Origin of the sequence: Streptomyces sp. NPDC087310, assembly GCF_044744405.1 — a bacterium.
In the GTDB taxonomy this organism is placed as follows: domain Bacteria; phylum Actinomycetota; class Actinomycetes; order Streptomycetales; family Streptomycetaceae; genus Streptomyces.
In genome coordinates this window covers 114,185-138,512 of record NZ_JBIUYF010000012.1, presented here as the reverse complement: position 1 = coordinate 138,512, position 24,328 = coordinate 114,185, and the positions used below count along the sequence as shown (strand labels likewise).

Sequence of the window (24,328 nt, the reverse complement as noted above, 5' to 3'; positions counted from 1 at the left end):
TCCCGAAACCGGGAAGCCGGGTGGCGGGGACGTCAGACGGTCAGTCTCGCCGACCCCGCGTCGGACGCGTCCGCACCTGTCCCCGTCCTGGCCCCGGCTCCGGCCTCGGCTCCGGCCTCCGCTTCGGCTTCGGCCCCGGCCTCCGCTTCTGCGGACGCCGGGGCCTTCGCGCGCTCCCGTGGCAGCACCCCGTACAGCCCCGCCGCCACCAGGACCGTGACGACCCAGCCCAGGCCGTTCTCCCCGACCCAGGTGCCGGCGAGGGGGCCCGAGAACCACTGGACCGAGGTGAAGAGCACCCCCACCACCAGCGCCGTACCCCAGGCGGCCATGGCCGACGGGGCGAAGCCGCCCCGGTACCAGTAGCCGCTGGTGCGGGTCGTGTCCATCAGCGCCGCACCGTCGTACGTACGCCGCCGCAGCATGTCCACGCCGAAGACGCCGATCCACGCGGAGAACGCCACCGCGAGCAGGGTGAGGAACGAGACGAACGAGCTGATGAAGCTCGTGGCGACCACCATCAGCAGGAAGCCGAGGATCAGGCTGATCACCGCGTTCACGCTGACCGCCCACGCGCGGGGCACCTTGATGCCCAGGGTCTGCGCCGTGAACCCGGCCGAGTACATCGACATCGAGTTGATCAGCACCATCCCCACCAGCGCGATCAGCAGGTACGGCACGGAAATCCAGGTGGGCAGCAGAGCGCCGATGAAGGAGACCGGGTCCTGCGCCCTGGCCAGATCCGGGGTTCCCACCGCCATCACCGCGCCCATCAGCACCAGGGGAAGCACCACGATCCCCGCGCCGCCCACCGTCGTGCCGACCATGGCCCGGCCCGACGCGGACCGGGGCAGATAGCGGGTGAAGTCGGGGCCGGAAGGGACCCAACTGAGGCCGCCCGCCGCGATCGTGCCGATGCCCGCGATCATCATCGCCGTCGAACCGGCCGGCTTGCCGAAGACCGCCGACCAGTCGGTCCCGGCGACGAGATGGACCAGCACCAGCACGCTGAACGCGCCGAAGAGGTACGCCGACCAGGTGCTGCAGACCCGTAGCGCCTTGATGCCCAGACCCGAGACCAGGAAGGTCCCGGCGACGAAGAGCAGCAGCGTGACCACGACGAGCGGGGTGCTGCGCTTGATCCCGAAGAGCAGATCGAGCACCGTCAGCACGGCGTACGCGCCGGTCACCGCGTTGATCGTCTCCCAGCCCCAGCGGGCGACCCAGATCAGCGACCCGGGGAAGAGATTCCCCCGCTGACCGAAGACCGCCCGGGAGAGCGCCATCCCGGGCGCTCCGCCACGCTTGCCCGCGATGGAGATCAGCCCGACCGTGCCGTACGAGACGAGCGGTGCCGTGACCCCGACGACCAGCGCCTGCCAGAAGTTGAGGCCGTTCAGGACGATCAGGCCGGCGCCCATCGTGAGCAGCAGCACGCTGATGTTGGCGGCGACCCAGGTGGGGAAGAGTCCCCGCACATGGCCGGTGCGCTCGTCGTCGGGGACGGGCTCCAGGCCACGGGTCTCCATCGCGCCTTCGGACGCGGAGGCGTGGGGCATGAACAGGCTCCGAACAGAGGTGGGGGCTCCTGCGGGGGAGTGGACCTCCGGGCGAACCCGGAACCTCCACCATCGTACGTTCGGGGTAAAACGTCCAAATCATCACGAGGGTCTTCGTGTGAACCTCTGACGTCATGGCCGGGGCGGACCCCGCCGGGACCAGTCCCGGCGAGGACCCTGCGGGGACGCGCCCCGGCATGGCCGAGAGCCGCGCCCGGCCGTGGCCGATACTGGGAGCGTTATGGAAATCGTCATCCTTGTTGTAGTCATCGCCCTGGTCGCGGTCGGCGCGATCAGCGGGCTCGTGGTCAGCAGCCGCAAGAAGAAGCTGCCGCCCTCGGCACCGTCGAGCACGCCGACCATCACAGCCCCACCCGCCGAACCGCACGTCGGTGACGAGGCGGAGACACCGCGCGACGAACCGCGCCGCACGATCGAGGAGGTCGGACTCCCCGACACCACCGGTGCGCCGGTCGCCGTCGAGGAGCCCGTAGCGGCCGCCGAGGCGCCCGCCATCGAGATCCCCGAGCCGTCCGCGGGCCGGCTGGTCCGGCTGCGCGCGCGGCTCGCCCGCTCGCAGAACTCCCTCGGCAAGGGGCTGCTCACCCTGCTCTCCCGTGAGCACCTGGACGAGGAGACCTGGGAGGAGATCGAGGAGACCCTCCTCACCGCCGACGTCGGCGTCGCACCGACCCAGGAGCTGGTCGAGCGGCTGCGCGAGCGCGTCCGGGTGCTGGGCACCCGCACCCCGGCGGAGCTACGCACCCTCCTCAGGGAGGAGCTGCTGGTGCTCCTCGACCCCGATCTCGACCGGGCCGTGAAGACGGAGAGCGGTCTGGACACGCCCGGCGTCGTGATGGTCGTCGGCGTCAACGGCACCGGCAAGACCACCACCACGGGCAAGCTGGCCCGAGTGCTCGTCGCGGACGGCAAGTCGGTCGTCCTCGGCGCGGCGGACACCTTCCGCGCCGCCGCCGCCGACCAGCTCCAGACCTGGGGCGAGCGCGTCGGCGCGCGCACCGTACGGGGCCCCGAGGGCGGCGACCCCGCCTCGATCGCCTTCGACGCCGTCAAGGAGGGCATCGCGGAGAGCGCGGATGTCGTCCTCATCGACACGGCGGGGCGGCTGCACACCAAGACCGGCCTGATGGACGAGCTGGGCAAGGTCAAGCGCGTCGTGGAGAAGCACGGTCCGCTGGACGAGGTGCTGCTCGTCCTGGACGCGACGACCGGGCAGAACGGCCTCGTGCAGGCACGGGTCTTCGCGGAGGTCGTCGAGATCACGGGGATCGTGCTGACCAAGCTGGACGGTACGGCCAAGGGCGGCATCGTGATCGCGGTCCAGCGGGAGCTGGGCGTACCGGTGAAGCTGGTCGGTCTGGGCGAGGGCCCGGACGACCTCGCGCCGTTCGAGCCCGGCGCGTTCGTCGACGCGCTGATCGGGGACTGACCCCGGTCCGGAGCGGTCCGGAGCGGTCTGGACCGGGGGTACGGGGTACGGGGCGGGAGACGGCCCCGTACCCCGTACCCCCGCCCCCGCCCCCGCCCCCGCCCTCGCCCCTGCCCTCGGCCTACCGGGTTACGGCGGCGGCATCGAGCGGTGGCAGATGTACGCCAGGGTGCCGAGCAGCAGCCGGGCCGGCGGGGGCGCCGCGGCCGTGTCCAGGGACGGTGGCCGCAGCCAGCGGACCGGACCGAGGCCCGCCAGGTCCGACGGGGGCGCCGTGACATGTGAGCCCGCGCCCCGGCCGTGCAGATCCAGATCCGCGTCGTCCCAGCCCATCCGGTAGAGCAGCTCCGGCAGCTCGGCCGCCGCGCCCGGAGCGACGAAGAAGTGGGCGCGGCCCGTCGGCGTCGCCAGCACCGGGCCCAGCGGGAGCCCCATCCTTTCGAGCCGCACCAGCGCGCGGCTGCCGGCCGGCTCCGCGACGTCGATGATGTCGAAACTCCGGCCCACCGGAAGCAGCACCGCCGCGCCCGGCACCTCCGACCACGCCTTCGCCGCGTCGGCCAGTGTGGCGCCCGCCGGGACCTCGGCTCCAAAGCCGAGCGGGTGGGCGCCCGGCGCCGTACACCCGGGATCGCCGCAGGAGCAGTGTCCGCCCGAGGCCCGCGCGCCGGGCACGACGTCCCAGCCCCAGAGTCCGGTGTACTCCGCCACCACGGTGCACTCTGTGGTGCGAACGCGGCGGCGCGAGCCGGACCGCATGTCCCGGATGCCGCCGATCGTGAAGCCCATGCCCCCTCCAACGGGTCGAACTCGCCGGTGGTTACGACTCGCAGTCTGCCTGTGACGCTCCGTTGCCGCTTGGGCCATTCGAGTGGCGCGAAGTTGCATTGGGGGTGGTGCGATCCGATTCGTGCGCCCCGGCGTGCACTGTTGCGCCACCCCTGAACGTTCTTCGTCAAGTCAATCGCGCCCCACGGGGGGCGAGTTCATTCGAAGGGGTGGCGAATGGTGGCGTTTGTGGAATCACCCTCGCCGGACGGGTGATCGTAGGATTACTTTCGGTGCACGAACCTCGGGGTAAGACAGTCTCGCGGGTATGCCAAGGGCAACTCGGTTTCCTGTTCGAAGGGGCGCAACCTCCGGACACGGGGTCGTCGCGCACGGCATTCTGATAGCGGTTCGCGAGACAAGGGCATTCGTCGGATGGGGGCTTTCCAGTGGGCAGCGGCGCAGGCGGTACGGATACCGGCAAGCGTCCGAATGGGCAACTCAACTCGTGGTTCCTGCGCAGTGGCTGGTCGAAGGGTGAGCTGGCGCGCCAGGTCAACCGCCGCGCGCGCCAGATGGGCGCGCATCACATCAGCACGGACACCTCGCGGGTACGCCGCTGGCTCGACGGCGAGCAGCCCCGCGAGCCGATCCCGCGCATCCTCTCCGAGCTGTTCTCCGAGCGTTTCGGCGCCGTGGTGGCCGTCGAGGAGCTGGGACTGCGCTCCGCCCACCGCTCCCCGTCGGTGTCCGGCGTCGACCTGCCCTGGGCGGGCCCCCAGACGGTCGCGCTGATCAGCGAGTTCTCCCGCAGCGACCTGATGCTGGCCCGGCGCGGCTTCCTCGGTACGTCCCTGAGCCTGGCCGCCGGGCCCGCCCTGGTCGAGCCGATGCAACGCTGGCTCGTGCCCACCCCCGCGGCCGACCCGGGCGAGCCGGTCCCGGACCCCGTCGCCCTGCCCCGCCCCACCCGCCTCTCCGACCCCGAGCTGGACCTGCTGGAATCGACCACGTCCTGCTTCCGGCTGTGGGACGCCCAATGCGGCGGCGGCCTGCGTCGCAAGGCGGTCGTCGGCCAACTCCACGAGGTCACCGAACTCCTCCAGGAGCCGCAGCCCGAGGCGACCTCCCGGCGGCTCTTCCGGTGCGCCGCCGAGCTGGCGGAGCTGGCCGGCTGGATGAGCTACGACGTGGGCCTCCAGCCCAACGCCCAGAAGTACTTCGTGCTGGCCCTGCACGCCGCCAAGGAGGCCGGGGACAAGCCGCTCGGCGCGTACATCCTCTCCTCCATGAGCCGCCAGATGATCCATCTGGGCCGGCCCGACGACGCCCTCGAACTCATCCATCTCGCGCAGTACGGCGGCAGGGAGGGCGCCACCCCCAGGACCCAGGCGATGCTGTATGCGATGGAGGCCAGGGCGTACGCGAACATGGGCCAGCCGAGCAAGACCAAGCGGGCCGTCAGAATGGCCGAGGACACCTTCTCCGACGTCGGGCTCGACGGCGAGCCGGAGCCCGACTGGATCCGCTTCTTCTCCGAGGCCGAGCTCAACGGCGAGAACGCCCACTCGTACCGCGATCTGGCCTATGTCGCCGGCCGCAGCCCCACCTACGCCTCCCTCGCCGAGCCCGTCATGCAGCGCGCCGTCGAACTCTTCGCCAAGGACGACGAACACCAGCGGTCCTACGCGCTGAACCTGATCGGCATGGCCACCGTCCACCTCCTCAACCGCGAGCCCGAACAGGCGACGGCCCTGGCCGAGAAGGCCCTGGACGTCGCCCGCAGCGTGCGCTCCGAGCGGGTCAACACCCGGCTGCGCAAGACGCTCGACACCGCCGCCAGGGACTTCGGTGACGTCGCCGAGGTCGTCGATCTGACCGAAGTGCTCGCCCAGAAGCTGCCCGAGTCCGCGGAGGCCGTCTGAGCCGCGGGCCCTCCCCCGGTCGTACACAGCCCGTCCCCGGCGCCGTACACGGCGCGCTCCAGCTCCGGCCGCGGCAACCACCCCGTACAGCCCGACACGGCTCCCCCGCCGCCAGGACAGCAGGGTGAATGCCGCGGCCGGTTTCCGCTGCCCGCGGGCCGCCCGCCGGGTGTCCGCAGAGGGTATCCGCGGCCCCCGTCCGAGATCTGCCGGTTCATCGGGGTGTAACACAGGGGACGCCTTCGTCACCGGCGTGAAACATCGAGCGGCACTGGCTGAAACCGCGCTGCGCCAATCTCCTGAGCACAGTCGGCCCCATACCCGCTTGAGCATCCGCACGGGCCGTATCCGACCCACGAGGAGACGCTGGCCTTGAATGGCGCAGATACCGCATTCGTACTGATCAGTGCCGCGCTCGTCATGCTGATGACGCCCGGCCTGGCATTCTTCTACGGCGGCATGGTGCGGGTGAAGAGCGCCCTCAACATGCTCATGATGTCCTTGATCTCGCTCGGGATCGTCAGCGTCCTGTGGGTCCTCTACGGATACTCACTGGCTTTCGGTGACGACATCGGCGGCGGTCTCCTGGGCAACTTCGACCACATCGGGCTCAAGGGCATTTCGGTCGACACCCTGACCGGAGGCAAGGAAGGCATCCCCGTCTTCGCCTTCGCCCTTTTCCAGCTCATGTTCGCCGTCCTGACCCCCGCGCTGATGAGCGGTGCGCTCGCCGACCGTGTGAAGTTCAGCGCCTGGGCGCTCTTCATCACGCTCTGGGTCACCGTGGTGTACTTCCCGATCGCGCACTGGGTCTGGCAGTCCGACGGCTGGCTCTTCAAGCTGGGCGTGATCGACTTCGCCGGCGGTACGGCGGTCCACATCAACGCCGGTGTCGGAGCGCTCGCCGCGGTCCTGGTCGTCGGCAAGCGGATCGGATTCAAGAAGGACCCGATGCGGCCGCACAGCCTGCCGCTCGTCGTCCTCGGCATGGCCCTGCTGTGGTTCGGCTGGTTCGGCTTCAACGCCGGCTCCGCGCTCGCCGCCAACGGCACCTCCGCGATCATGGCGTTCAACACCCAGATCGCCACCGGCGCGGCCATGCTCGGCTGGCTGATCTACGAGCGCATCCGGCACGGCGCGTTCACCACGCTGGGCGCCGCCTCCGGCGCCATCGCCGGCCTCGTCGCGATCACCCCGTCCGGTGCGAACGTCAGCCCCTTCGGTGCCATCCTCATCGGTCTCGTGGCCGGTCTGGTCTGCTCCTGGGCCGTCAGCCTCAAGTTCAAGCTGGGCTACGACGACTCCCTCGACGTGGTCGGCGTCCACCTCGTCGGCGGTGTCATCGGCACCCTGCTCGTCGGTGTCCTCGCGGTCGACGGTGTCGGCGGCCTCACGCAGCTCGGAAAGCAGGCCACCGGGGCCTTCTCCGTGATGGCGTACTCCTTCGTGGTTTCCTGGATCCTCGCCAAGATCGTCGACGTCACCATCGGTTTCCGCGCCTCCGAGGACGACGAGACCAGCGGTGTCGACATGGCGTACCACGCGGAATCGGCGTACGACTACAGCGCGGTCGGCGGCTCCCCGTCCGGCCGTAGCAGCCTCGCCGCCCCGCACCACGACGACAACGCCGCCGCGGCGAAGAACAAGAAGGTGGACGCATGAAGCTCATCACCGCAGTCGTGAAGCCACACCGGCTGGACGAGATCAAGGAGGCCCTCCAGGGCTTCGGCGTCCAGGGCCTCACGGTCACGGAGGCCAGCGGATACGGCCGGCAGCGCGGCCACACCGAGGTCTACCGGGGTGCGGAGTACACCGTCGACCTCGTACCGAAGATCCGTATCGAGGTACTGGTCGAGGACAGCGACGCCGACGAGCTCATCGAAGTGGTGGTGAAGGCCGCCCGCACCGGCAAGATCGGTGACGGCAAGGTATGGAGCGTCCCGGTCGACACGGCGGTCCGCGTACGGACCGGCGAGCGCGGCCCGGACGCCCTCTAGAGACGGGAACGACTGGGTGACGAGCCTCGAAGAGACACCCGAAAAGGCAGACTCGGGACCCAGCGGCTATGCGGCGGCCCGGCTGCGCCTCCTCCAGGAGAAGGCGCAGCCAGGGCCGCCGCGCCGTGGAGCGCTGGCCCGCCTGACCGACGACTGGCTGAACGCCCTGTTCACCACCGCCGCCCAGGAGACCGGGGTACGCGGCGCGGCCCTCGTCGCCGTGGGCGGCTACGGACGGGGCGAACTCTCCCCGCGCAGCGATCTCGACCTGCTGCTCCTGCACGACGGCAAGACCCCCGCGAAAGCGATCGCCGCCCTCGCCGACCGTGTCTGGTACCCGGTCTGGGACCTCGGACTCGCCCTCGACCACTCCGTACGCACCCCCGCCGAGGCGCGCAAGACCGCCGCCGAGGACCTCAAGGTGCAGCTCGGCCTGCTCGACGCCCGGCATGTCGCCGGAGACCTCGGCCTGGTCACCGGCGTACGCACCACGATCCTCGCCGACTGGCGCAACACCGCGCCCAAGCGCCTGCCCGAACTGGACGAACTGTGCCGGGAACGGGCCGAGCGCCAGGGCGAGCTCCAGTTCCTCCTGGAACCCGACCTCAAGGAGGCCAGGGGCGGACTGCGCGACGCCACCGCGCTGCGCGCCGTCGCCGCCTCCTGGCTCGCCGACGCGCCCCGCGAGGGCCTCGGCGACGCACGCCGCACACTGCTCGACGCCCGCGACGCCCTGCATCTGACCACCGGACGCGCCACCGACCGGCTCGCCCTCCAGGAGCAGGACCCCGTCGCAGCCGAACTCGGCCTGCTCGACGCCGACGCCCTGCTGCGCCAGGTGTACGAGGCCGCGCGCACCGTCTCGTATGCCTCCGACGTCACCTGGCGCGAGGTCAACCGCGTCCTGCGCTCCCGCTCCGTACGCCCGCGGCTGCGCGCCATGCTGGGCGGCAAGCCCGCCCCGGACCGCACCCCGCTCGCCGAGGGCGTCGTCGAGCAGGACGGCGAGGTCGTTCTCGCCCGCACCGCACGGCCCGAACGCGACCCCGTGCTGCCCCTGCGGGCCGCTGCCGCCGCCGCTCAGGCCGGACTGCCGATCTCCCTGCACGCCGTACGCCGCCTCGCCCGCGCCGTCAAACCCCTGCCGGTGCCCTGGCCCGCCGAGGCCCGCGAGGAACTGGTCACCCTGCTCGGCGCCGGCGAGTCGACCGTTCCCGTCTGGGAAGCCCTCGAAGCCGAAGGGCTGATCACCCAGCTCCTGCCCGACTGGGAGCGCGTACGGTGCCGCCCCCAGCGCAACCCCGTCCACACCTGGACCGTCGACCGCCACCTCGTCGAGGCGGCCGTCCAGGCGTCCTCGCTCACCCGCCGCGTCGGCCGCCCCGACCTGCTGCTCGTCTGCGCCCTGCTGCACGACATCGGCAAGGGCTGGCCCGGCGACCACTCCGTGGCCGGTGAGATCATCGCCCGCGACGTCGCCGCCCGGATCGGCTTCGACCGCGAGGACGTCGCCACTGTCGCCACCGTCGTACGCCACCACCTGCTCCTCGTCGACACGGCGACCCGGCGCGACCTGGACGACCCGGCGACCGTCAGCTCCGTCGCCACCCGCGTCGGCTCGCTGGCGACCCTGGAACTCCTGCACGCCCTTACCGAGGCCGACGCGCTCGCCACCGGACCCGCTGCCTGGTCGTCCTGGCGCTCCTCCCTCGTCACCGACCTGGTCGCCCGCGTCGCCGCCGTGCTCGCGGGCGACGACCCGGCGGAACCCGAGCCCACCGCGCCCAGCGCCGAGCAGGAACGCCTCGCCGTCGAGGCGCTGCGCACCGGCGGCCCCGTACTGGCCCTGCACGCGCAGACCGAGGCCCCGCAGCCGGGGACCGCACAGGACGAGCAGGACGAGCAGGAGGACGGCGCTCCGGAACCGGTGGGCGTCGAACTGCTCATCGCCCTGCCCGACCAGCCCGGCGTGCTGCCCGCGGCGGCGGGGGTGCTCGCCCTGCACCGGCTCACGGTACGGGCCGCCGACCTGCGCGCCGTCGAACTGCCGGGCGGGATGGGCGGTCCGCCGGGTGAACCGGGCTCCGCCCCAGGTGAAGGGGGTGCGTCGGGCAGGACCACCGGCGTCCTGCTGCTGAGCTGGCGCGTCGCGGCGGCGTACGGCTCGCTGCCGCAGGCCGCCCGGCTCCGCGCCGACCTCGTACGGGCCCTGGACGGCTCCCTGGACATCCCGGCCAGGCTCGCCGAGCGCGAGGCCGCCTACCCGCGCCGTCGCGGCGTCAAGGCCCCGCCGCCGCGCGTGACCGTGGCGCCGACCGCCTCCCGGCACGCGACGGTCATCGAGGTACGCGCCCAGGACGCCCCGGGGCTGCTGCACCGCATCGGCCGCGCCCTGGAGGACGCTCGGGTGATGGTGCGCAGCGCCCATGTGTCGACGCTGGGCGCCAACGCCGTCGACGCCTTCTACGTCACCTCGGACCGTGGACGGCCGTTGACGGCGGAGGCCGCCACCGAACTGGCACGCGCCGTGGAGACGGCACTGCGCTGAGTCCCGTGGCCCGCCGCTCCGGTCGGTGCTGTTTCGGACGGCGCCGGACCGGAGCTCGCCGGACCGGATGGCGCCGGACCGGAGCGCCCCGACCGGACCCGGCCGGAGTACGCGGACCGTGCCGCGGCGACGATTCCGGCCGCCCGGTGGCCTGCGGTCGTACGGGGCGCGTACGCCTCCCGTACGGCCGGGCCACCCACAGGGCAGACCCCACCACGCGCGGCCGGATACCCTGGGGGACGGTCTGTCCTTCACCGCGCGGGACAGTCCCCTCATCCGCTCCCGACCTGAGGATCCGCGACCACCGTGTTCGATACTCTCTCCGACCGCCTCGCAGCCACATTCAAGAGCCTCCGGGGCAAAGGGCGCCTCAGCCCGGAGGACATCGACGCCACGGCCCGCGAGATCCGTATCGCCCTGCTCGAAGCCGACGTGGCGCTGCCCGTCGTCCGCGCCTTCATCGCCAAGGTCAAGGAGCGCGCGGCCGGCGCGGAGGTCTCCCAGGCGCTGAACCCCGCGCAGCAGGTCGTCAAGATCGTCAACGAGGAACTGGTCGGCATCCTCGGCGGTGAGACCCGCGTCCTGCGCTTCGCGAAGCAGCCGCCGACCGTGATCATGCTGGCGGGCCTCCAGGGCGCCGGTAAGACCACCCTGGCCGGAAAGCTCGGCCTCTGGCTCAAGGGCCAGGGCCACACCCCGCTGCTCGTCGCCTGTGACCTCCAGCGCCCCAACGCCGTCACCCAGCTCTCCGTCGTCGCCGACCGCGCGGGCGTCGCGGTCTACGCGCCGGAGCCGGGCAACGGCGTCGGCGACCCGGTCAAGGTCGCCAAGGACTCGATCGAGTACGCGAAGACCAAGCAGCACGACGTCGTCATCGTCGACACCGCGGGCCGCCTCGGTATCGACGAGGAGCTGATGAAGCAGGCCGCGGACATCCGCGACGCCGTCAGCCCCGACGAGGTCCTCTTCGTCGTGGACGCGATGATCGGCCAGGACGCGGTCAACACCGCGGAGGCATTCCGCGACGGCGTCGGCTTCGACGGCGTGGTGCTCTCCAAGCTCGACGGTGACGCCCGCGGTGGCGCGGCCCTCTCCATCGCGCATGTCACCGGCAAGCAGATCATGTTCGCCTCCAACGGCGAGAAGCTGGACGAGTTCGACGCGTTCCACCCCGACCGGATGGCGTCCCGCATCCTCGACATGGGTGACCTGCTCACCCTCATCGAGCAGGCGGAGAAGACGTTCAGCCAGGCCGAGGCCGAGAAGATGGCCTCCAAGCTGGCGAGCAGCAAGGGCGGGAAGGACTTCACGCTCGACGACTTCCTGGCGCAGATGGAGCAGGTCAGGAAGATGGGCTCCATCTCCAAGCTGCTCGGCATGCTGCCCGGCATGGGGCAGATCAAGGACCAGATCAACAACATCGACGAGAAGGACGTGGACCGCACCGCCGCGATCATCAAGTCGATGACCCCGGCCGAGCGCCAGGACCCGGTCATCATCAACGGCTCGCGCCGCGCCCGTATCGCCCGGGGTTCCGGTGTCGAGGTCAGCGCAGTGAAGAACCTCGTGGAGCGGTTCTTCGACGCGCGCAAGATGATGTCGAAGATGGCGCAGGGCGGCGGGATGCCGGGCATGCCGGGCGTTCCGGGGATGGGCGGCGGCCCCGGCCGTACGAAGAAGAAGGTCAAGCAGGCCAAGGGCAAGCAGCGCTCCGGCAACCCGATGAAGCGCAAGGCCGAGGAGCAGGCGGCACTGGCGCGGCGCGAGGAGGCGGCGCAGTCGGGCGGCGCGTTCGGACTGCCGGCCGGGGACCAGGACAAGAACTTCGAACTGCCGGACGAGTTCAAGAAGTTCATGGGCTAGCCGTACGAGTAGAGGTACGGGTACGGAGGGCGGTGGCGCGGAGACAGCGGTCCGCGCGCCACCGCCGAGGCCGTCGGTGGCTGTCCTGCTCATAGGGCGGCTCCTTCGAGGGCCCGGCCCCGCGCGTCGTACAGCCCCGTGAGCCGGGGCTTTCCGCCGGTGAGCCCGGCGACGACCGCGACGGTCGAGCGAGTGACGAAGATCTGCGTACGGAACGCCAGGACGGCCGTGTCCCCGGCTCTCACCTCGCCGGATCCCGTACCGGGCGGGTCCAACAGCCGGTAGTAGTCGATGTTCTCCGCAGAGGCGTCGCCCACCCGGAGGCGCAGCCCCGTGCGGGGCAGCAGGGCGGAGCGGACCCCGGACCGGGCGTAGAACCCGCCGCCGAAGAGCGCGGGCCGGCCGTCCGCGAGCGTGTGGGCGACCTCGGTGACGTACACGTAGGCGGGCCGTTCCGGCTGGTGCGGATCCGCCGCGTGCAGGGGTGTGGTGCCGGTGAGGGAGTGGCCGGGCTCGCCGTGCGTGGCGCCCAGCCGGGCCAGCAGCGGCAACGCCGCCACGGAGGTTGCGCCCGGGGCACTGAGGCCCAGCCCCCGATGGCCGCGCGCGGTCAGCACCTCCCGCGCCTCGCGGACGAGTTCGAAGGTGGGCGTCGGGGCCGGCCGGCCGGTGTCGGGCGCGCACAGCACGCACGGGAACGCCGTCACCCCGGCGATCCGCACCGACGGCAGCCGCTCGACCGCGGCGGCGAAGCCGTCCAGGGCCTCCAGCGGTACGCCGCCCTCCTGCCCCGGATGGCCGGAGCCCGGTGCGGCCTCGATCCGTACGAACACGTCCTGGACGAGACCGAGCCCGCCCGCCGCGTCCGAGACGGCCCGCGCGTTGGCGAGATCGAAGACCGTGACCGCCTCGGGGCGCCAGGCCAGCATCCCGGGCAGGGCGCGGCGCGGGATCTGCACGAGATGGCCGAGGTTGCCCGCCCGGGCCCCCGCCGCGTGCAGTGCCCGCGCCTCGGACGGGTCGATCGCGGCGAACCGGGGGATGTGCCGGGCGACCGCGCGGATCAGCGCGGGGTTGCGGCCGAACTGCTTGACCACGAACCAGAGCGAGAGCCCCAGCCGCTCCGCCCCGGCCGCGAGCAGCGCCGCGTTGGCCTCCACGGCGTCGGCGTCCACGACATAGGTGTCGGGCCCGATGGCGCCCGAGACGTGCAGCGCGGTCGCCGTCTCGACGAGCGCGGGGTTGCGGGTGAGGACGGTGTCCAGGAACACGATCAGCCCTTCAGCTCGTGCAGCGAACGGCACAGGATGTCGATCACCAGGTCCGCGCCCGCCCGCATGGGGTTGATCCGTACGGTCCAGTCGGCGAGCTCGGGAGCGTCGTCGAGCGACGAGGCGGACATCCGGTGGACGAGCGGCGCGATCTCGTAACGGGAGTTGGAGCCCACGGGGTACGGCGCGGCGCCGTACCGCGCGGCGACGGCGGGCAGTTGGCGGGCGACGGGGCGGTCGAGCCGTACCAGCAGACAGCGGTCCTGCGCGTTGGCGATCCGTACCTCCGCGACGCCCGGCACCTCGCCCGCGGTCAGCCGCCCGGCGACCTCGGCGGAGACCCGGGACTGGAGCGCCCACAGGACGGGCACATGGGTGAGGGCGCGCAGCGCCTCCAGCGCCTGGGCGCCCTGGACCTGGCCGCCGCCCGAGTAGTTGTCGGCACGGACGCGCCCGACGAGATCACGGGCGCCGACGACCGCGCCCACGCCCTCCGGTCCGTGCAGCTTGAAGAGGGAGAAACAGGAGACGTCGGCGCCGAGCTGGACGCCGCAGGCGGGCACGCGCAGCACCGTGTAGTTGTCGTCGACGACCGTACGCACCCCCGCGGCACGGCAGGCCGCCAGCACCTCGCCCGGATCGTAGGAGTCCCCGAGCCGCTGCCTGCTGTGCTGGACGTACGCCCAGTCGAGGTCGGTCGACGCCAGGGCCTCGCGGAGCGCCGCACGGTCGTTGAAGTCGGCCTCGACGGTACGGACGCCGAGGCCGCGCAGGGTGACGGCGGTGGTCCGGTAGACCGGCGCCCGGTGGATCAGCAGCGCATCGCCGGGGGAGACGGCCGCCTGGAGCGCGGCCCGGATCGCGCCCGTACCGGCGCCCTGCACCAGCGCGGCGTCCTCGGCGCCGAACCAGTCGGCGAGAACGGCCTCGACGCGTGCGGTCGTACGGGGTCGGCCCAGCCCGGTGACCACACCGGCGTCCGCCTCGAAGAGCTGGGGCCCCTCGAAGTGCGCGGCGGTGTGCTCCAGCAGCCGGAACTGGAGTTGGACGGCGTCCTCCAGCGCGATCGTGGGCAGCGGGAAGGTCCGGGGAAGACGGGGAGGCATCTCAGATCTCCTCGGCGTCGGTGCCCGCGGCGCGGGCGGTGTCGGTGTCGGTCTCGGTGGCCGTGCGCGGGTTTTCGTCCGTGTCGGCGCCGGTCAGGAAGCGCAGGGGGTTGCGGCGTGTCATCAGGTCGATCAGGCCGTCGTCCACGCCCGCCGCGCGTGCTTCCGGCAGGAAGGAGCGGAAGAGATGCCCGTACCCCTGGCCGCCCTCGGCCGCCAGATAGCTGTGGCGGGAGATGTCGCAGCTCAGCAGGGCCCGGTCGGCGTGCCCCGCGTCCAGCAGGGCCAGCAGCAGCCGCAATCGGGTGTCGTCGCTCTGGTAGCGCTCCTTGCCCACGGTGTCGAACGCGACGTACGCGCCGCTCGCCGCGAGCTCACGGTGGACGCCTGGATCGTCCAGCAGGTCCTGATGGCCGATCGAGATCCGGTGCGGGGGCAGCCCCGTGCCGGTGAGCAGCTCCAGTTGGGCGAGCCCGCCGCGGCCGAGCTGGGCGTGGGTGGCGAGCGACAGGCCGGTGGCGCGCGCGGCATGGGCCGAGGCGAGCAGCGCACGGCTCTCGCGCCCGCTCGGCCGGTCGCCGTGGCTGCCGATCTCGCCGAGCACGCCAGGACGGACACCACTCGCCCCGATGCCGTCCTCGATCTCCCGCACCAGGATCTCCGTGAGCCGCGCGACGCTCGCCTCTCCCGTCTCCCGGAGGTGGAACGGCTCGTAGTACCAACCGGTGGCGGCGACCACCGCGATACCGGACTCCTCAGCGATACGCACCAGGGCGCGCGGATCGCGGCCCATGCCCCGGCAGGTCAGCTCGATGACCAGGGCGAGCCCGAACTCCGCCCGCAACGCGGCCAGTTCGGCGACGACGGCCGACCGGTGGCGCCCGGCTTCCAGGACGGCGGCGCCGTCGCCCGTACGGTCGAGATCGAGCACGAGATGCTCATGGGCGAGCGCCGGCCCGCGCACGGCGGAGACGGACAGCGGCCCGGCGACGGTGAGGACATGTGGCGGGTCGGAGAACGAAGTGGGGAGTGGGGGACGCATGGGTACGGGTGCCTTCCTGACGGGTCCGTCCGCGCCGGGACGCAGGGCATCAACTCTTCAGCGGGGTGAACAGGTCGAGCCAGTGGAGGAGGTTGAGCAGGACACCGCCGACGACGACCGCGGCGGGCGCCGCCGCCATCCGCACCACCGGTCTGCCCATCGCCTCGTTGAGGAGATAGAGCCCGCCGACGACGAGGATGGCCAGGCCGCCGCCCATCACCTGCGCCGCGAGCAGAGAGCCGAAGAGGATGGCCAGCCCCAGCGTCTCCGTGATCGCGGCGCGTAGATGCTCGGAGGAGTCGCGCACGGACGGGAGTTTGCCGAGGACCCTCCCGACGGAGGAGAGCGCCAGCACTTCGAGGGCGAGAACCACGGCGCCGACGACCGCCGCGAGGAACGGGTCCGGCAGCAGATAACCGAGGGGATAGACGAGCGTGAACCCGGCGATGCCGTACGCGCCGGAGGCGAGCGCGGTCGTCGCGATCAGCGGGACGAAGCCGAACACCCGGTAGAAGTCGACCTGGGCGGCTTCGCTGTACTGCCCCTTGGCGATCAGGAAGCTCGTCGCCTCCCCGCCGCCGAATATGTGCATCTGCGCCAGGACACACACTCCAGCGCCCAGCACCATGAAGAGCGGCAGATGGCGGCGCAGCCGCAGGGCGCTGCCGCTGAACAGGGAGACCATCGGATCGTCCCCGGTGTCCTCCCGCTCCTGCCCCTGTTCCAGCCGCTTCCCCTGCCCCTGCGGCTGCCGCCGTTCCTGGGCCCGCTCCTCTTTCCGCTGGAGCAGGTCCTTCCTGACGGCGAATCCGATGAGCAGCAGCACTCCCGCCGCCATCGCGAGCGAACCGGGAAAGACCTTCGGCCACAGCTTCATCGTCATGATGACCAGGGCCAGTTCCAGCACGGCCGCGAAAGCGCCGCGCGGCCGACCGAACTGTCTGGTGATGGCGAGCACCGGAAAGAGCGTGAACAGGAAGAGGATCGGAGTCGACATCTGCTGCATCGCGGTCAGGAAGTCGACGGGCAGATCGTGCGCCAGGTCATTGGCGCCGTCGAGACCGAAGACGACCACCGCACCCCAGACGCCGCCCAGCAGCGATGCGATCCACGCCCTGGGAGCAAGGATGCCCAGGATGTCGGTGGGGAGAAAGAGCAACCAGGGGTTGAGCACGCCGCTGGCGAGGGCCATGGGCGCACCGAGCCCGAAGATGAAGCCGGCCGAGAGTCCGAAGGACACCGCCGTGGTGGCGGAGCGCTTGGCGCGGCCCTGGATGAAGTCGAGCATGAAGGGGCGTACGCCGTCGTTGAAGACGGCCAGCGCCAGGTGGGAGACGAAGGCGGTCAGCGCGCACAGGGCTATCACGAACAGCTTCTGCGTCAGCGAGAGATCCAGACGGGTACTGGCTGCGAGGACGGTGTGCACAGGGAGGTCTCCTCTGCGGTCCGGTAGATCGTCGGGGTCAGCCGCGCGCCGCGATCGCGCGGGCCATGAGTGGGGCGAGCACGTCGATCTGGTCGACGGCGAAGCCGAAGACCTTCTTGCCGTCCGAGAGCAGCGCGGCCACCTGCTCCTCCGTCGGCACGGAGCGGCCGAAGGTGTGGCACAGGGGACTGCCCAGCAGCCCGACGAGGATGCCGAGCGAGGCACCGGCGCCGGTGTGACAGGTGCCCAGGTAGTAGTCGGCCTGGCCGGCCCGGAGCTTCATCGCGGCATCCATGTCGTTGGAGACCACGATCTCCAGGCCGTCGAGGCCGAGCCGCGAGACGGTGTCCGTGACCTCGGTCTTGCCGACGCCGCCGGTGAGGATCTTCATGACTGACTCCTTCGCTCTGACGTGTGGTGCCGGGTAGGAGGGGAGTTCTCCGCGAGCACGGCGAGATGCAGGCCCAGGAAGTTCACCTCGGAGCCGGGCAGCGGGGTACCGAGTGCCTTCTCGGCTCGTAGGGCCATGGCGCGCGCCCGGGCGATCGCCTCGGGGTGTCCGGCCAGCTCGGCCGCGACCTGTTCATCCGTACGGAACGCCTCGATCGGTGCGCCGTCCAGCAGCCGGGTGAGCGCCGCCATCAGATGGCTGGTGAGCACCCCGGCCGTGTCCTCGGTGACGGTGAGGCCCTCGGCGGCCAGGGCGTCCAGCTCCGCAGCGACGAACAGGGCGACCTCGGGACTGACCTGACGGGTCTCACGGAAGAGCTGGATACGGAGGGCGAGTTGGTCGTCCATGACGCTCCTTCTCCTTCCTACGGATCACGTGAACGGATCACGCGAAACGGACAAGTGGATAGAACAGTAACCAGTATTTTGTATTTTGTGGATCGATTGGCTGGGTGGCCGGAGGCGCTCGGACGTGTGGCCGGTCAGTACGAGGGCGTGCGCTCGCCGCGCAGTACCTCTGCCTGGAGTGCGGTGATGACGGACAGGTCGAGGGATGCGCGAACGGCGCCGAGCGCCTTCGCCCCCTCCGTTCTGCTGATGATCGCCGCGCTGGAGTTGCGCCGCGACAGGTCGCGCGTGATCTCGTCGTCGAGCGGCAGGACATCCACGTCCGTACCGATCAGACCTTGCGCCTCGTCCAGGTTCCAGACGGTGGCGTCGGCCTCGTCGTGCTCGAACAGCTCGCGCAGTTGGGTGCGCGAGGCTTCGATCCACTCGATGTCGTCCCGCCCCGCGAACGTGCGCTCCGCGAGTATGCGCTGGTCCTCCGAGGTGTGGTCGACGGCGACGCGCAGCCCGGGGCTCTCCAGGTCCGAGCCGTGCCGCAGCACTATGCCGTGCGCCCCGACATAGGTGATCGGGCCGAGGTCCGCGACGAGTTCGACCGGATACTCCTCGATCAGCCGGTCGGCGGCGAAGCGGGAGAGCACCACGAGATCGACCTTGCCTTCGAGCAGTGTGGTGGTGCGGGCGTCCGCACCGTGCATGAAGGTGATCGCGAAGGGTGCCCCGGCCTCCTCGAAGGCGGAGCGCAGCCCGGTGGCCAGCCCCTCGTAACGACGGGAGTGGGGCAGTGGCATGGCGGCGAGCAGGGTGCCCAGCCCGGAGAGCCGCCAGAGTATCGAGCGGTCGGCGCGGACGAGGAACGTGCCCAGGTGGCCCCGCGCCGTCGTCTCGATGGCGCCGGCGCTCTCCAGAAGGTGGAGCGCGGCCTGCACCGTGCCGTTCCCGACGCCCAGTTCCACGGCGAAGTCACGGACGCGCGGCAGCCGGGTGTCCGGCTCGTGGTTCAGCAGGAGCACCGCGAGCTGCCGGGCCGCGAGGCCGTTGCGGGTCAGGAAACGCTCGTCGAAGTCTGTCACGCAAATGACAGTAAACAGGATTCTGGATACTGGCAAGCGTCCCGCCGCATCTTGGCGTCCACACGCCATTTCGCCGCAGGGCGCCCGCCGCTCGCCGCCGACCGCGTCACCGCCAACGGCCGCCGGGCGGCGATGTCCTGCGGCCCGCCACACTTGCGTGCTCGCCCCGTCAGGGCGTACGGGCGATCAGATACCGGAAGACGTTCGGCATCCAGACCGTGCCGTCCCGCCGCAGATGCGGATGGAGCGCCTCGCCGATCTCCTTCTCCACCTGCCGCCGGTCGGTCGCCCGGATCGCACCGTCGAACACCCCGGTCGACAGCAGCCCGCGCACCGCGCTCTGCTGGTCCGCGTACCCGAACGGGCAGGCCACCCGTCCCGAACCGTCCGGTTTCAGCCCGGCTCGCGCCGCGACATCCTCCAGATCGTCCCGGTACGCGGGCCGCCGGGCACCCTTGCGCAGCCGGTCCGCCAGCCGGCCCGCGACACGCAGCACCGCGTCCGTGGCGCAGCGCTCCGGCGGACCCCAGCCGGCCAGTACCACCGGAGTGCCGCGCCCGGCCAGCGGTATCGCTGTTCTGAGGGCGGGATCGAGCCCTTTCGCGTCACCCGCCACGGAGCCGATGGGCTGAAAGGCGGTGATCAGGTCGTACCCGGCCCGGTCGGGTCCCGCGGCGGCGTCGGCCATCCGGTCGGCGGGCAGCAGTGCCCGGCAGCCGGTGTCGCCCGGCCGGTGCCCTGCTCCGTCCCTTCCGTCCTCCGCGAGCAGCCGCTCACGGGCCAGTGCCAGCCGTTCCCCGTCCGCTTCGACACCGGTCACGCGCGCGCCCCGCGCGGTGGCCAGCAGCAGGGCGAGCCCTGAGCCGCAGCCGAGACCGAGCACCCGGGTCCCGGCGCGGACCTCCAGGCGCTCGTACACCGCTTCGTAGAGCGGCACCAGCATCCGTTCCTGGATCTCGGCCCAGTCGCGGGCGCGCGTGCCCGCCTCCGGTGTCACGGGGAGCGCCGGATCCGTGGCTGTGCCCGAAGGGAGCTGATGATGCTGGACGAGCGTACGTGTCATGGATAGCGCCCCAATCCGCCGAGAGGTCGTTCGTACCCTGTTTGGCAGCCCCCCCCCGTGTACGTGTGAACACACACCCCCCGTATGTCAGGGAACTCCCCATCCGTGCCCGCGTCCAGTGGGTGACGGGCAAAGCGTGCGTGCCCCGGGCGTACGCCCCCGCGTGCATGGCCGATTCCTGTTCCCGGCTCCGGAACGGGTACCAGGATCTGAGCAGGACGGTCGAGCGGGCCGGTGGCCGAGCGGTGCGCGGCCCGGCCCCGATTGAGCCATTCGGGGCGTCGGCGCATCCGCGGGGGCGTTGCGGGAAGCAGGTGTCCGCCCCGGTACTGTCGCCGTCGTGGTTGGGGTAGACGTAGATCGTCTACGCGTCGATGCGTATCCAACGCTACGTACCACCTTGGTATGAGCTGTGAGCCTTCTCCGCAGATCGACGCACCCGCCCTCGTCAGGACGCATCAATGGCAACTGACGGGTACGTGCAAATTATTTGTGATGCCCCGTAATGGAACCCGGGAGGGATCCGGCTCGTTATTCACGACGTGAGCACGACACCACCTGTTCTCGCCGCAGAGCTGGCACAGGCGTGGGCCGACATTCAGCGGTCCCACCCCGAGCTGCCGGATCTTGCCGCGCCAGAGTCCCTGATCGGAGAGTCGTCGTCCGCCTGCGGCGCCGAGCTCTCTTTCGAACGACTGCTTCACGAAGCGGTCCATGGCATCGCCGCGGCCAGAGGTGTCCGCGACACCTCGCGCGCGGGCCGCTACCACAACCGCCGATTCCTTGCGATCGCCGAGGAGATGGGTCTCGATCATCCGGAGGAGCCGCATCCCAGCAGCGGCTTCTCCCTGGTCGCGCTCAGCCCCGAGGCGAAGCGCCGGTACCGCCCCACCATGGAGCGGCTCCAGCGTGCCCTCAAGGCGCACACCGTCGCGACGGCCGCCGACACCAAGCGCAGCTTCCGCGGCCCGGCCGCCCGGCACGGCTCGTCCGGCGGTGGGGTGCGGGTCAAGGCGGTCTGCGACTGCGGCCGGAATGTGCGCGTCGTCCCGTCGGTCCTCGCCCAGGCCCCGATCGTCTGCGGCGGCTGCGGCAAACCGTTCCGTATCCCGGAAGTGGTCGCCGCCGCGAGCTAGGGCGCTCGCCGGCACCCCGCGGGCTCCCGGCGGCCTTCATGCCGCCGGGGCGGCGACCCGTATCCGCGGCACTGCTCCGTCATCCACGGGGCCGGAGCCGTGCGCAGCAGGCCGTGCCCCGGCCGGGTCAACCCCGGTGCCGGGGTGTGGCAGAATGGCCAGCCGTACTCGACAGTCGCACAGGACCCCTCTCTCCTCCGGCTGACGCGTCCATCGGGCAGATCGGGTACCGCAACCCCACGCGGCATCCCGCTGTGCCCAACCACGTCAAGACCAGGAGACACCACTCCAGTGGCAGTCAAGATCAAGCTGAAGCGTCTGGGCAAGATCCGTTCGCCTCACTACCGCATCATCGTCGCCGACTCCCGTACCCGCCGTGACGGCCGGGCCATTGAGGAGATCGGTCTGTACCACCCGGTGCAGAACCCGTCGCGTATCGAGGTCGACTCGGACCGCGCGCGTTACTGGCTGTCCGTCGGCGCCCAGCCGACCGAGCCGGTTCTCGCGATCCTCAAGCTCACCGGTGACTGGCAGGCGCACAAGGGCCTTCCGGCCCCCGCGCCGCTGCTCCAGCCGGAGCCGAAGGCCGACAAGCGCGCCCTCTTCGAGGCCGCCGCGAAGGACGCCGGCGACGAGCCCAAGGGCGAGGCCATCACTCAGAAGGCCAAGAAGTCAGACAAGAAGGCCGACGAAGCCGGGACCGAGTCTTCGGCCGCCGCCGAGTCGACCGGGGCCTGAGCATGCTCGAGGAGGCTCTCGAGCACCTCGTGAAGGGCATTGTCGACAACCCGGACGAAGTGCAGGTCGCCTCGCGCAACCTGCGCCGCGGCCGGGTGCTGGAGGTCCGGGTCCACCCGGACGACCTCGGCAAGGTGATCGGCCGCAACGGCCGCACCGCGCGTGCGCTGCGGACGGTCGTGGGCGCCCTCGGCGGCCGTGGCATCCGCGTCGACCTCGTCGACGTGGACCAGGTCCGCTGACACACCAGAACACCGGCACGGGCCGGGAAGGGCATCCGCCTTCCCGGCCCGTGTTTGCGTGCTGGTACCAGAAACATCAATGGAGCAACCACGACGGCGAGCGACCACGTCCGCGGGAGCGGGCGGCGGTTCAGCCGCACAGAGGGCGGGCTTGGCAGTGCAGTTGGTAGTCGGGCGGATCGGCCGCGCCCACGGCATCAAGGGCGAGGTCACCGTCGAGGTGCGTACGGACGAGCCCGAGGTACGGCTCGGTCCCGGCGCCGTCCTCGCCACGGAACCGGCGTCGACCGGGCCGCTGACGATCGAGACGGGCCGGGTGCACAGCGGCAGGCTGCTGCTGCGCTTCGCCGGAGTGCGGGACCGTACGGGCGCCGAGGCCCTGCGCAACGTCCTCCTGATCGCCGAGGTGGACCCGGAGGAGCTTCCCGAGGATCCGGAAGAGTTCTACGACCATCAGTTGATGGACCTGGACGTCGTCCTGACCGACGGCACCGAGGTCGGCCGGATCACCGAGATCACACACCTGCCCTCGCAGGACCTGTTCATCGTGGAACGGCCCGACGGCAGCGAGGTCATGATCCCCTTCGTGGAGGAGATCGTCACCGAGATCGATCTGACCGAGCAGCGGGCCGTGATCGACCCGCCGCCGGGGCTGATCGACGACCGGGCGGAGATCGTGCCCGGCGGTGGAGAGGCCGACGACCGATGAGGCTCGACGTCCTCACGATCTTCCCGGAGTACCTGGAACCGCTGAACGTCTCGCTCGTCGGCAAGGCCCGGGCGCGCGGACGCCTCGACGTACACGTGCACGACCTGCGGGAGTGGACGTACGACCGGCACAACACGGTCGACGACACGCCCTACGGCGGTGGCCCCGGCATGGTCATGAAGACCGGCCCCTGGGGTGACGCCCTCGACGAGACCCTTGCGGACGGCTATGAGGCGGGCGCGTACGGCCCCGTCCTGGTCGTTCCCACGCCCAGTGGCCGCCCCTTCACCCAGAAGCTGGCCGTGGAGCTCTCCGAGCGTCCCTGGCTGCTCTTCGCTCCCGCCCGCTACGAAGGCATCGACAGCCGGGTCATCGACGAATACGCGACGCGGATCCCCGTGGTCGAGGTGTCCATCGGCGACTACGTGCTGGCCGGCGGCGAGGCCGCGGTCCTGGTGATCACCGAGGCCGTGGCCCGGCTGCTGCCCGGCGTGCTCGGCAACGCGGAGTCGCACCGCGACGACTCGTTCGCCCCCGGCGCGATGGCTGATCTGCTGGAGGGGCCCGTCTACACGAAGCCGCCCGAGTGGCGCGGGCGCGGCATCCCGGACGTCCTGCTCAGCGGCCACCACGGGAAGATCGCCCGGTGGCGCCGCGACGAGGCGTTCCGGCGTACGGCGCTCAACCGGCCCGATCTGATCGAACGGTGCGACCCCGCCGCCTTCGACAAGAAGGACCGGGAAACGCTCTCCATCCTGGGCTGGTCGCCGGAGCCCGGTGGCCGATTTTGGCGCAGGCCCGACGACGTGGAAGAATAGGCCGCTGCTGTACGTCCGGTGTGCGCCCCTGCCACAGGGGGACCGACGCCCGCCCGACGCGAACGGCACTCATACTCTCTCCCGATCATCCGCTGATGACCTGTGGCATCAGCGAGGAAGCAGACCTTCATGGCCAGCCTGCTCGACTCCGTCGACGCGTCGTCGCTCCGCAGCGACCTCCCCGCCTTCCGCCCCGGTGACACCGTGAACGTCCACGTACGCGTCATCGAGGGCAACCGCTCCCGTATCCAGCAGTTCAAGGGTGTCGTCATCCGCCGCCAGGGTTCGGGCGTCCGTGAGACCTTCACGGTCCGCAAGGTCTCGTTCTCCGTCGGCGTCGAGCGCACCTTCCCGGTCCACAGCCCGATCTTCGAGAAGATCGAGCTGGTCAGCCGCGGTGACGTCCGCCGCGCCAAGCTGTACTACCTCCGTGAGCTGCGCGGCAAGGCCGCGAAGATCAAGGAGAAGCGCGACCGCTGAGCCCCCACGGTCCTGGGCCTGAGACTTCTCAAGCCGAGGGCCGGGACTCTTCTCACGCCCGGTGTGACAGGGCCGCCGGATAAGATCTGGCCCCGATGGACACCGAAGCACAGCACGAGAAGCGGGGGGGGGGGGGGGGGCCCCCCCCCCGGGCGGGCGGGGGGGGGGGCGGGGGCGGGGGGGGGGCGGGGGCCGGGGGCGGGGGGGCGGGGGGGGGGGGGGGGGGGGGGGGGGGGCGGGGCGGGGTTGGGCAGCCCCCCCCCCCACCCCCCACACCCCCCCCCCCCCCCCCCCCCACCCCACCCCCCCCCCCCCC

At 71.4% G+C, this 24,328-nt stretch carries 22 protein-coding genes; 12 read left to right on the top strand and 10 right to left on the bottom strand.

Annotated features, from left to right (window positions below; all coding sequences use genetic code 11):
- Nucleotides 1-32: 32 nt before the first annotated feature.
- A complete protein-coding gene (locus ACIO3P_RS36240; RefSeq protein ID WP_401855424.1) occupies nucleotides 33-1,559 on the bottom strand; it encodes a purine-cytosine permease family protein in 1,527 nt (508 codons plus the stop codon).
- Between the two features lie 241 nt (nucleotides 1,560-1,800).
- On the opposite strand from ACIO3P_RS36240, the gene ftsY reads away from it, so the two are divergent.
- Nucleotides 1,801-3,009, top strand: a complete 1,209-nt coding sequence (gene ftsY, locus ACIO3P_RS36235; RefSeq protein ID WP_401797473.1) for a signal recognition particle-docking protein FtsY — start codon at nucleotides 1,801-1,803, stop codon at nucleotides 3,007-3,009.
- A gap of 129 nt (nucleotides 3,010-3,138) precedes the next feature.
- On the opposite strand, the gene ACIO3P_RS36230 is transcribed toward ftsY, so the two are convergent.
- The gene (locus ACIO3P_RS36230) at nucleotides 3,139-3,798 is read right to left on the bottom strand and encodes a bifunctional DNA primase/polymerase (RefSeq protein WP_329823043.1); all 660 of its coding nucleotides are present in this window, start codon (nucleotides 3,796-3,798) and stop codon (nucleotides 3,139-3,141) included.
- A gap of 554 nt (nucleotides 3,799-4,352) precedes the next feature.
- Here ACIO3P_RS36230 and ACIO3P_RS36225 point away from each other — a divergent pair.
- The 5 genes from ACIO3P_RS36225 (at nucleotide 4,353) to ffh (ending at nucleotide 12,110) form a co-directional block, all read left to right on the top strand.
- Complete coding sequence (locus ACIO3P_RS36225) at nucleotides 4,353-5,702, top strand: hypothetical protein (protein ID WP_401855455.1); 1,350 nt, start codon at nucleotides 4,353-4,355, stop codon at nucleotides 5,700-5,702.
- A gap of 372 nt (nucleotides 5,703-6,074) precedes the next feature.
- Nucleotides 6,075-7,364, top strand: a complete 1,290-nt coding sequence (locus ACIO3P_RS36220; protein ID WP_329823042.1) for an ammonium transporter — start codon at nucleotides 6,075-6,077, stop codon at nucleotides 7,362-7,364.
- Nucleotides 7,361-7,699 carry a P-II family nitrogen regulator gene (locus ACIO3P_RS36215; RefSeq protein WP_329823041.1) on the top strand — a complete coding sequence of 113 codons (339 nt, stop codon included), beginning with the start codon at nucleotides 7,361-7,363 and terminating at the stop codon, nucleotides 7,697-7,699. The genes ACIO3P_RS36220 and ACIO3P_RS36215 overlap by 4 nt, the downstream gene beginning before the upstream one ends.
- Before the next feature lie 16 nt (nucleotides 7,700-7,715).
- A complete protein-coding gene (locus tag ACIO3P_RS36210; protein ID WP_329823040.1) occupies nucleotides 7,716-10,247 on the top strand; it encodes a [protein-PII] uridylyltransferase in 2,532 nt (843 codons plus the stop codon).
- Between the two features lie 306 nt (nucleotides 10,248-10,553).
- Nucleotides 10,554-12,110 (top strand): signal recognition particle protein, encoded by a 1,557-nt coding sequence (gene ffh / locus ACIO3P_RS36205; RefSeq protein WP_329823039.1) that lies wholly within the window; start codon nucleotides 10,554-10,556, stop codon nucleotides 12,108-12,110.
- Nucleotides 12,111-12,199: 89 nt separating this feature from the next.
- Here ffh and ACIO3P_RS36200 read toward each other — a convergent pair whose 3' ends face one another.
- The 8 genes from ACIO3P_RS36200 to ACIO3P_RS36165 form a co-directional block, all read right to left on the bottom strand.
- On the bottom strand, nucleotides 12,200-13,381 hold the full coding sequence (locus ACIO3P_RS36200; protein WP_401855422.1) for an alanine racemase: 1,182 nt from the start codon (nucleotides 13,379-13,381) through the stop codon (nucleotides 12,200-12,202).
- Between the two features lie 2 nt (nucleotides 13,382-13,383).
- Nucleotides 13,384-14,487 (bottom strand): aminotransferase class V-fold PLP-dependent enzyme, encoded by a 1,104-nt coding sequence (locus ACIO3P_RS36195; RefSeq protein WP_329823037.1) that lies wholly within the window; start codon nucleotides 14,485-14,487, stop codon nucleotides 13,384-13,386.
- A gap of 1 nt (nucleotide 14,488) precedes the next feature.
- Complete coding sequence (locus ACIO3P_RS36190; RefSeq protein ID WP_401855420.1) at nucleotides 14,489-15,529, bottom strand: phosphotriesterase; 1,041 nt, start codon at nucleotides 15,527-15,529, stop codon at nucleotides 14,489-14,491.
- Nucleotides 15,530-15,578: 49 nt separating this feature from the next.
- Complete coding sequence (locus ACIO3P_RS36185) at nucleotides 15,579-16,955, bottom strand: YhfT family protein (RefSeq protein ID WP_401855418.1); 1,377 nt, start codon at nucleotides 16,953-16,955, stop codon at nucleotides 15,579-15,581.
- Nucleotides 16,956-16,992: 37 nt separating this feature from the next.
- The gene (locus ACIO3P_RS36180) at nucleotides 16,993-17,346 is read right to left on the bottom strand and encodes a DUF2620 domain-containing protein (protein WP_329823034.1); all 354 of its coding nucleotides are present in this window, start codon (nucleotides 17,344-17,346) and stop codon (nucleotides 16,993-16,995) included.
- A complete protein-coding gene (locus ACIO3P_RS36175) occupies nucleotides 17,343-17,753 on the bottom strand; it encodes a transcriptional antiterminator (protein ID WP_329823033.1) in 411 nt (136 codons plus the stop codon). Before ACIO3P_RS36175 ends, ACIO3P_RS36180 begins: the two co-directional genes overlap by 4 nt.
- A gap of 134 nt (nucleotides 17,754-17,887) precedes the next feature.
- Entirely contained in the window at nucleotides 17,888-18,826 is a 939-nt protein-coding gene (gene yhfZ / locus ACIO3P_RS36170; protein ID WP_401855416.1) for a GntR family transcriptional regulator YhfZ, read from the bottom strand.
- 169 nt (nucleotides 18,827-18,995) lie between these two features.
- Nucleotides 18,996-19,889 carry an SAM-dependent methyltransferase gene (locus ACIO3P_RS36165; RefSeq protein WP_329823031.1) on the bottom strand — a complete coding sequence of 298 codons (894 nt, stop codon included), beginning with the start codon at nucleotides 19,887-19,889 and terminating at the stop codon, nucleotides 18,996-18,998.
- Nucleotides 19,890-20,431: 542 nt separating this feature from the next.
- On the opposite strand from ACIO3P_RS36165, the gene ACIO3P_RS36160 reads away from it, so the two are divergent.
- The 6 genes from ACIO3P_RS36160 to rplS all read left to right on the top strand — a co-directional run bounded on the left by ACIO3P_RS36160 (nucleotide 20,432) and on the right by rplS (nucleotide 24,012).
- The gene (locus ACIO3P_RS36160) at nucleotides 20,432-21,025 is read left to right on the top strand and encodes a hypothetical protein (RefSeq protein ID WP_329823030.1); all 594 of its coding nucleotides are present in this window, start codon (nucleotides 20,432-20,434) and stop codon (nucleotides 21,023-21,025) included.
- Nucleotides 21,026-21,316: 291 nt separating this feature from the next.
- Nucleotides 21,317-21,763 (top strand): 30S ribosomal protein S16, encoded by a 447-nt coding sequence (gene rpsP, locus ACIO3P_RS36155; protein ID WP_329823029.1) that lies wholly within the window; start codon nucleotides 21,317-21,319, stop codon nucleotides 21,761-21,763.
- 2 nt (nucleotides 21,764-21,765) lie between these two features.
- Complete coding sequence (locus ACIO3P_RS36150; protein ID WP_329823028.1) at nucleotides 21,766-22,005, top strand: RNA-binding protein; 240 nt, start codon at nucleotides 21,766-21,768, stop codon at nucleotides 22,003-22,005.
- A 157-nt stretch (nucleotides 22,006-22,162) separates the two neighbouring features.
- A complete protein-coding gene (gene rimM, locus ACIO3P_RS36145) occupies nucleotides 22,163-22,714 on the top strand; it encodes a ribosome maturation factor RimM (RefSeq protein WP_329823027.1) in 552 nt (183 codons plus the stop codon).
- On the top strand, nucleotides 22,711-23,532 hold the full coding sequence (gene trmD / locus ACIO3P_RS36140; RefSeq protein ID WP_401855415.1) for a tRNA (guanosine(37)-N1)-methyltransferase TrmD: 822 nt from the start codon (nucleotides 22,711-22,713) through the stop codon (nucleotides 23,530-23,532). Before rimM ends, trmD begins: the two co-directional genes overlap by 4 nt.
- Before the next feature lie 129 nt (nucleotides 23,533-23,661).
- Nucleotides 23,662-24,012 (top strand): 50S ribosomal protein L19, encoded by a 351-nt coding sequence (gene rplS, locus ACIO3P_RS36135; protein ID WP_329823025.1) that lies wholly within the window; start codon nucleotides 23,662-23,664, stop codon nucleotides 24,010-24,012.
- Nucleotides 24,013-24,328: the final 316 nt, after the last annotated feature.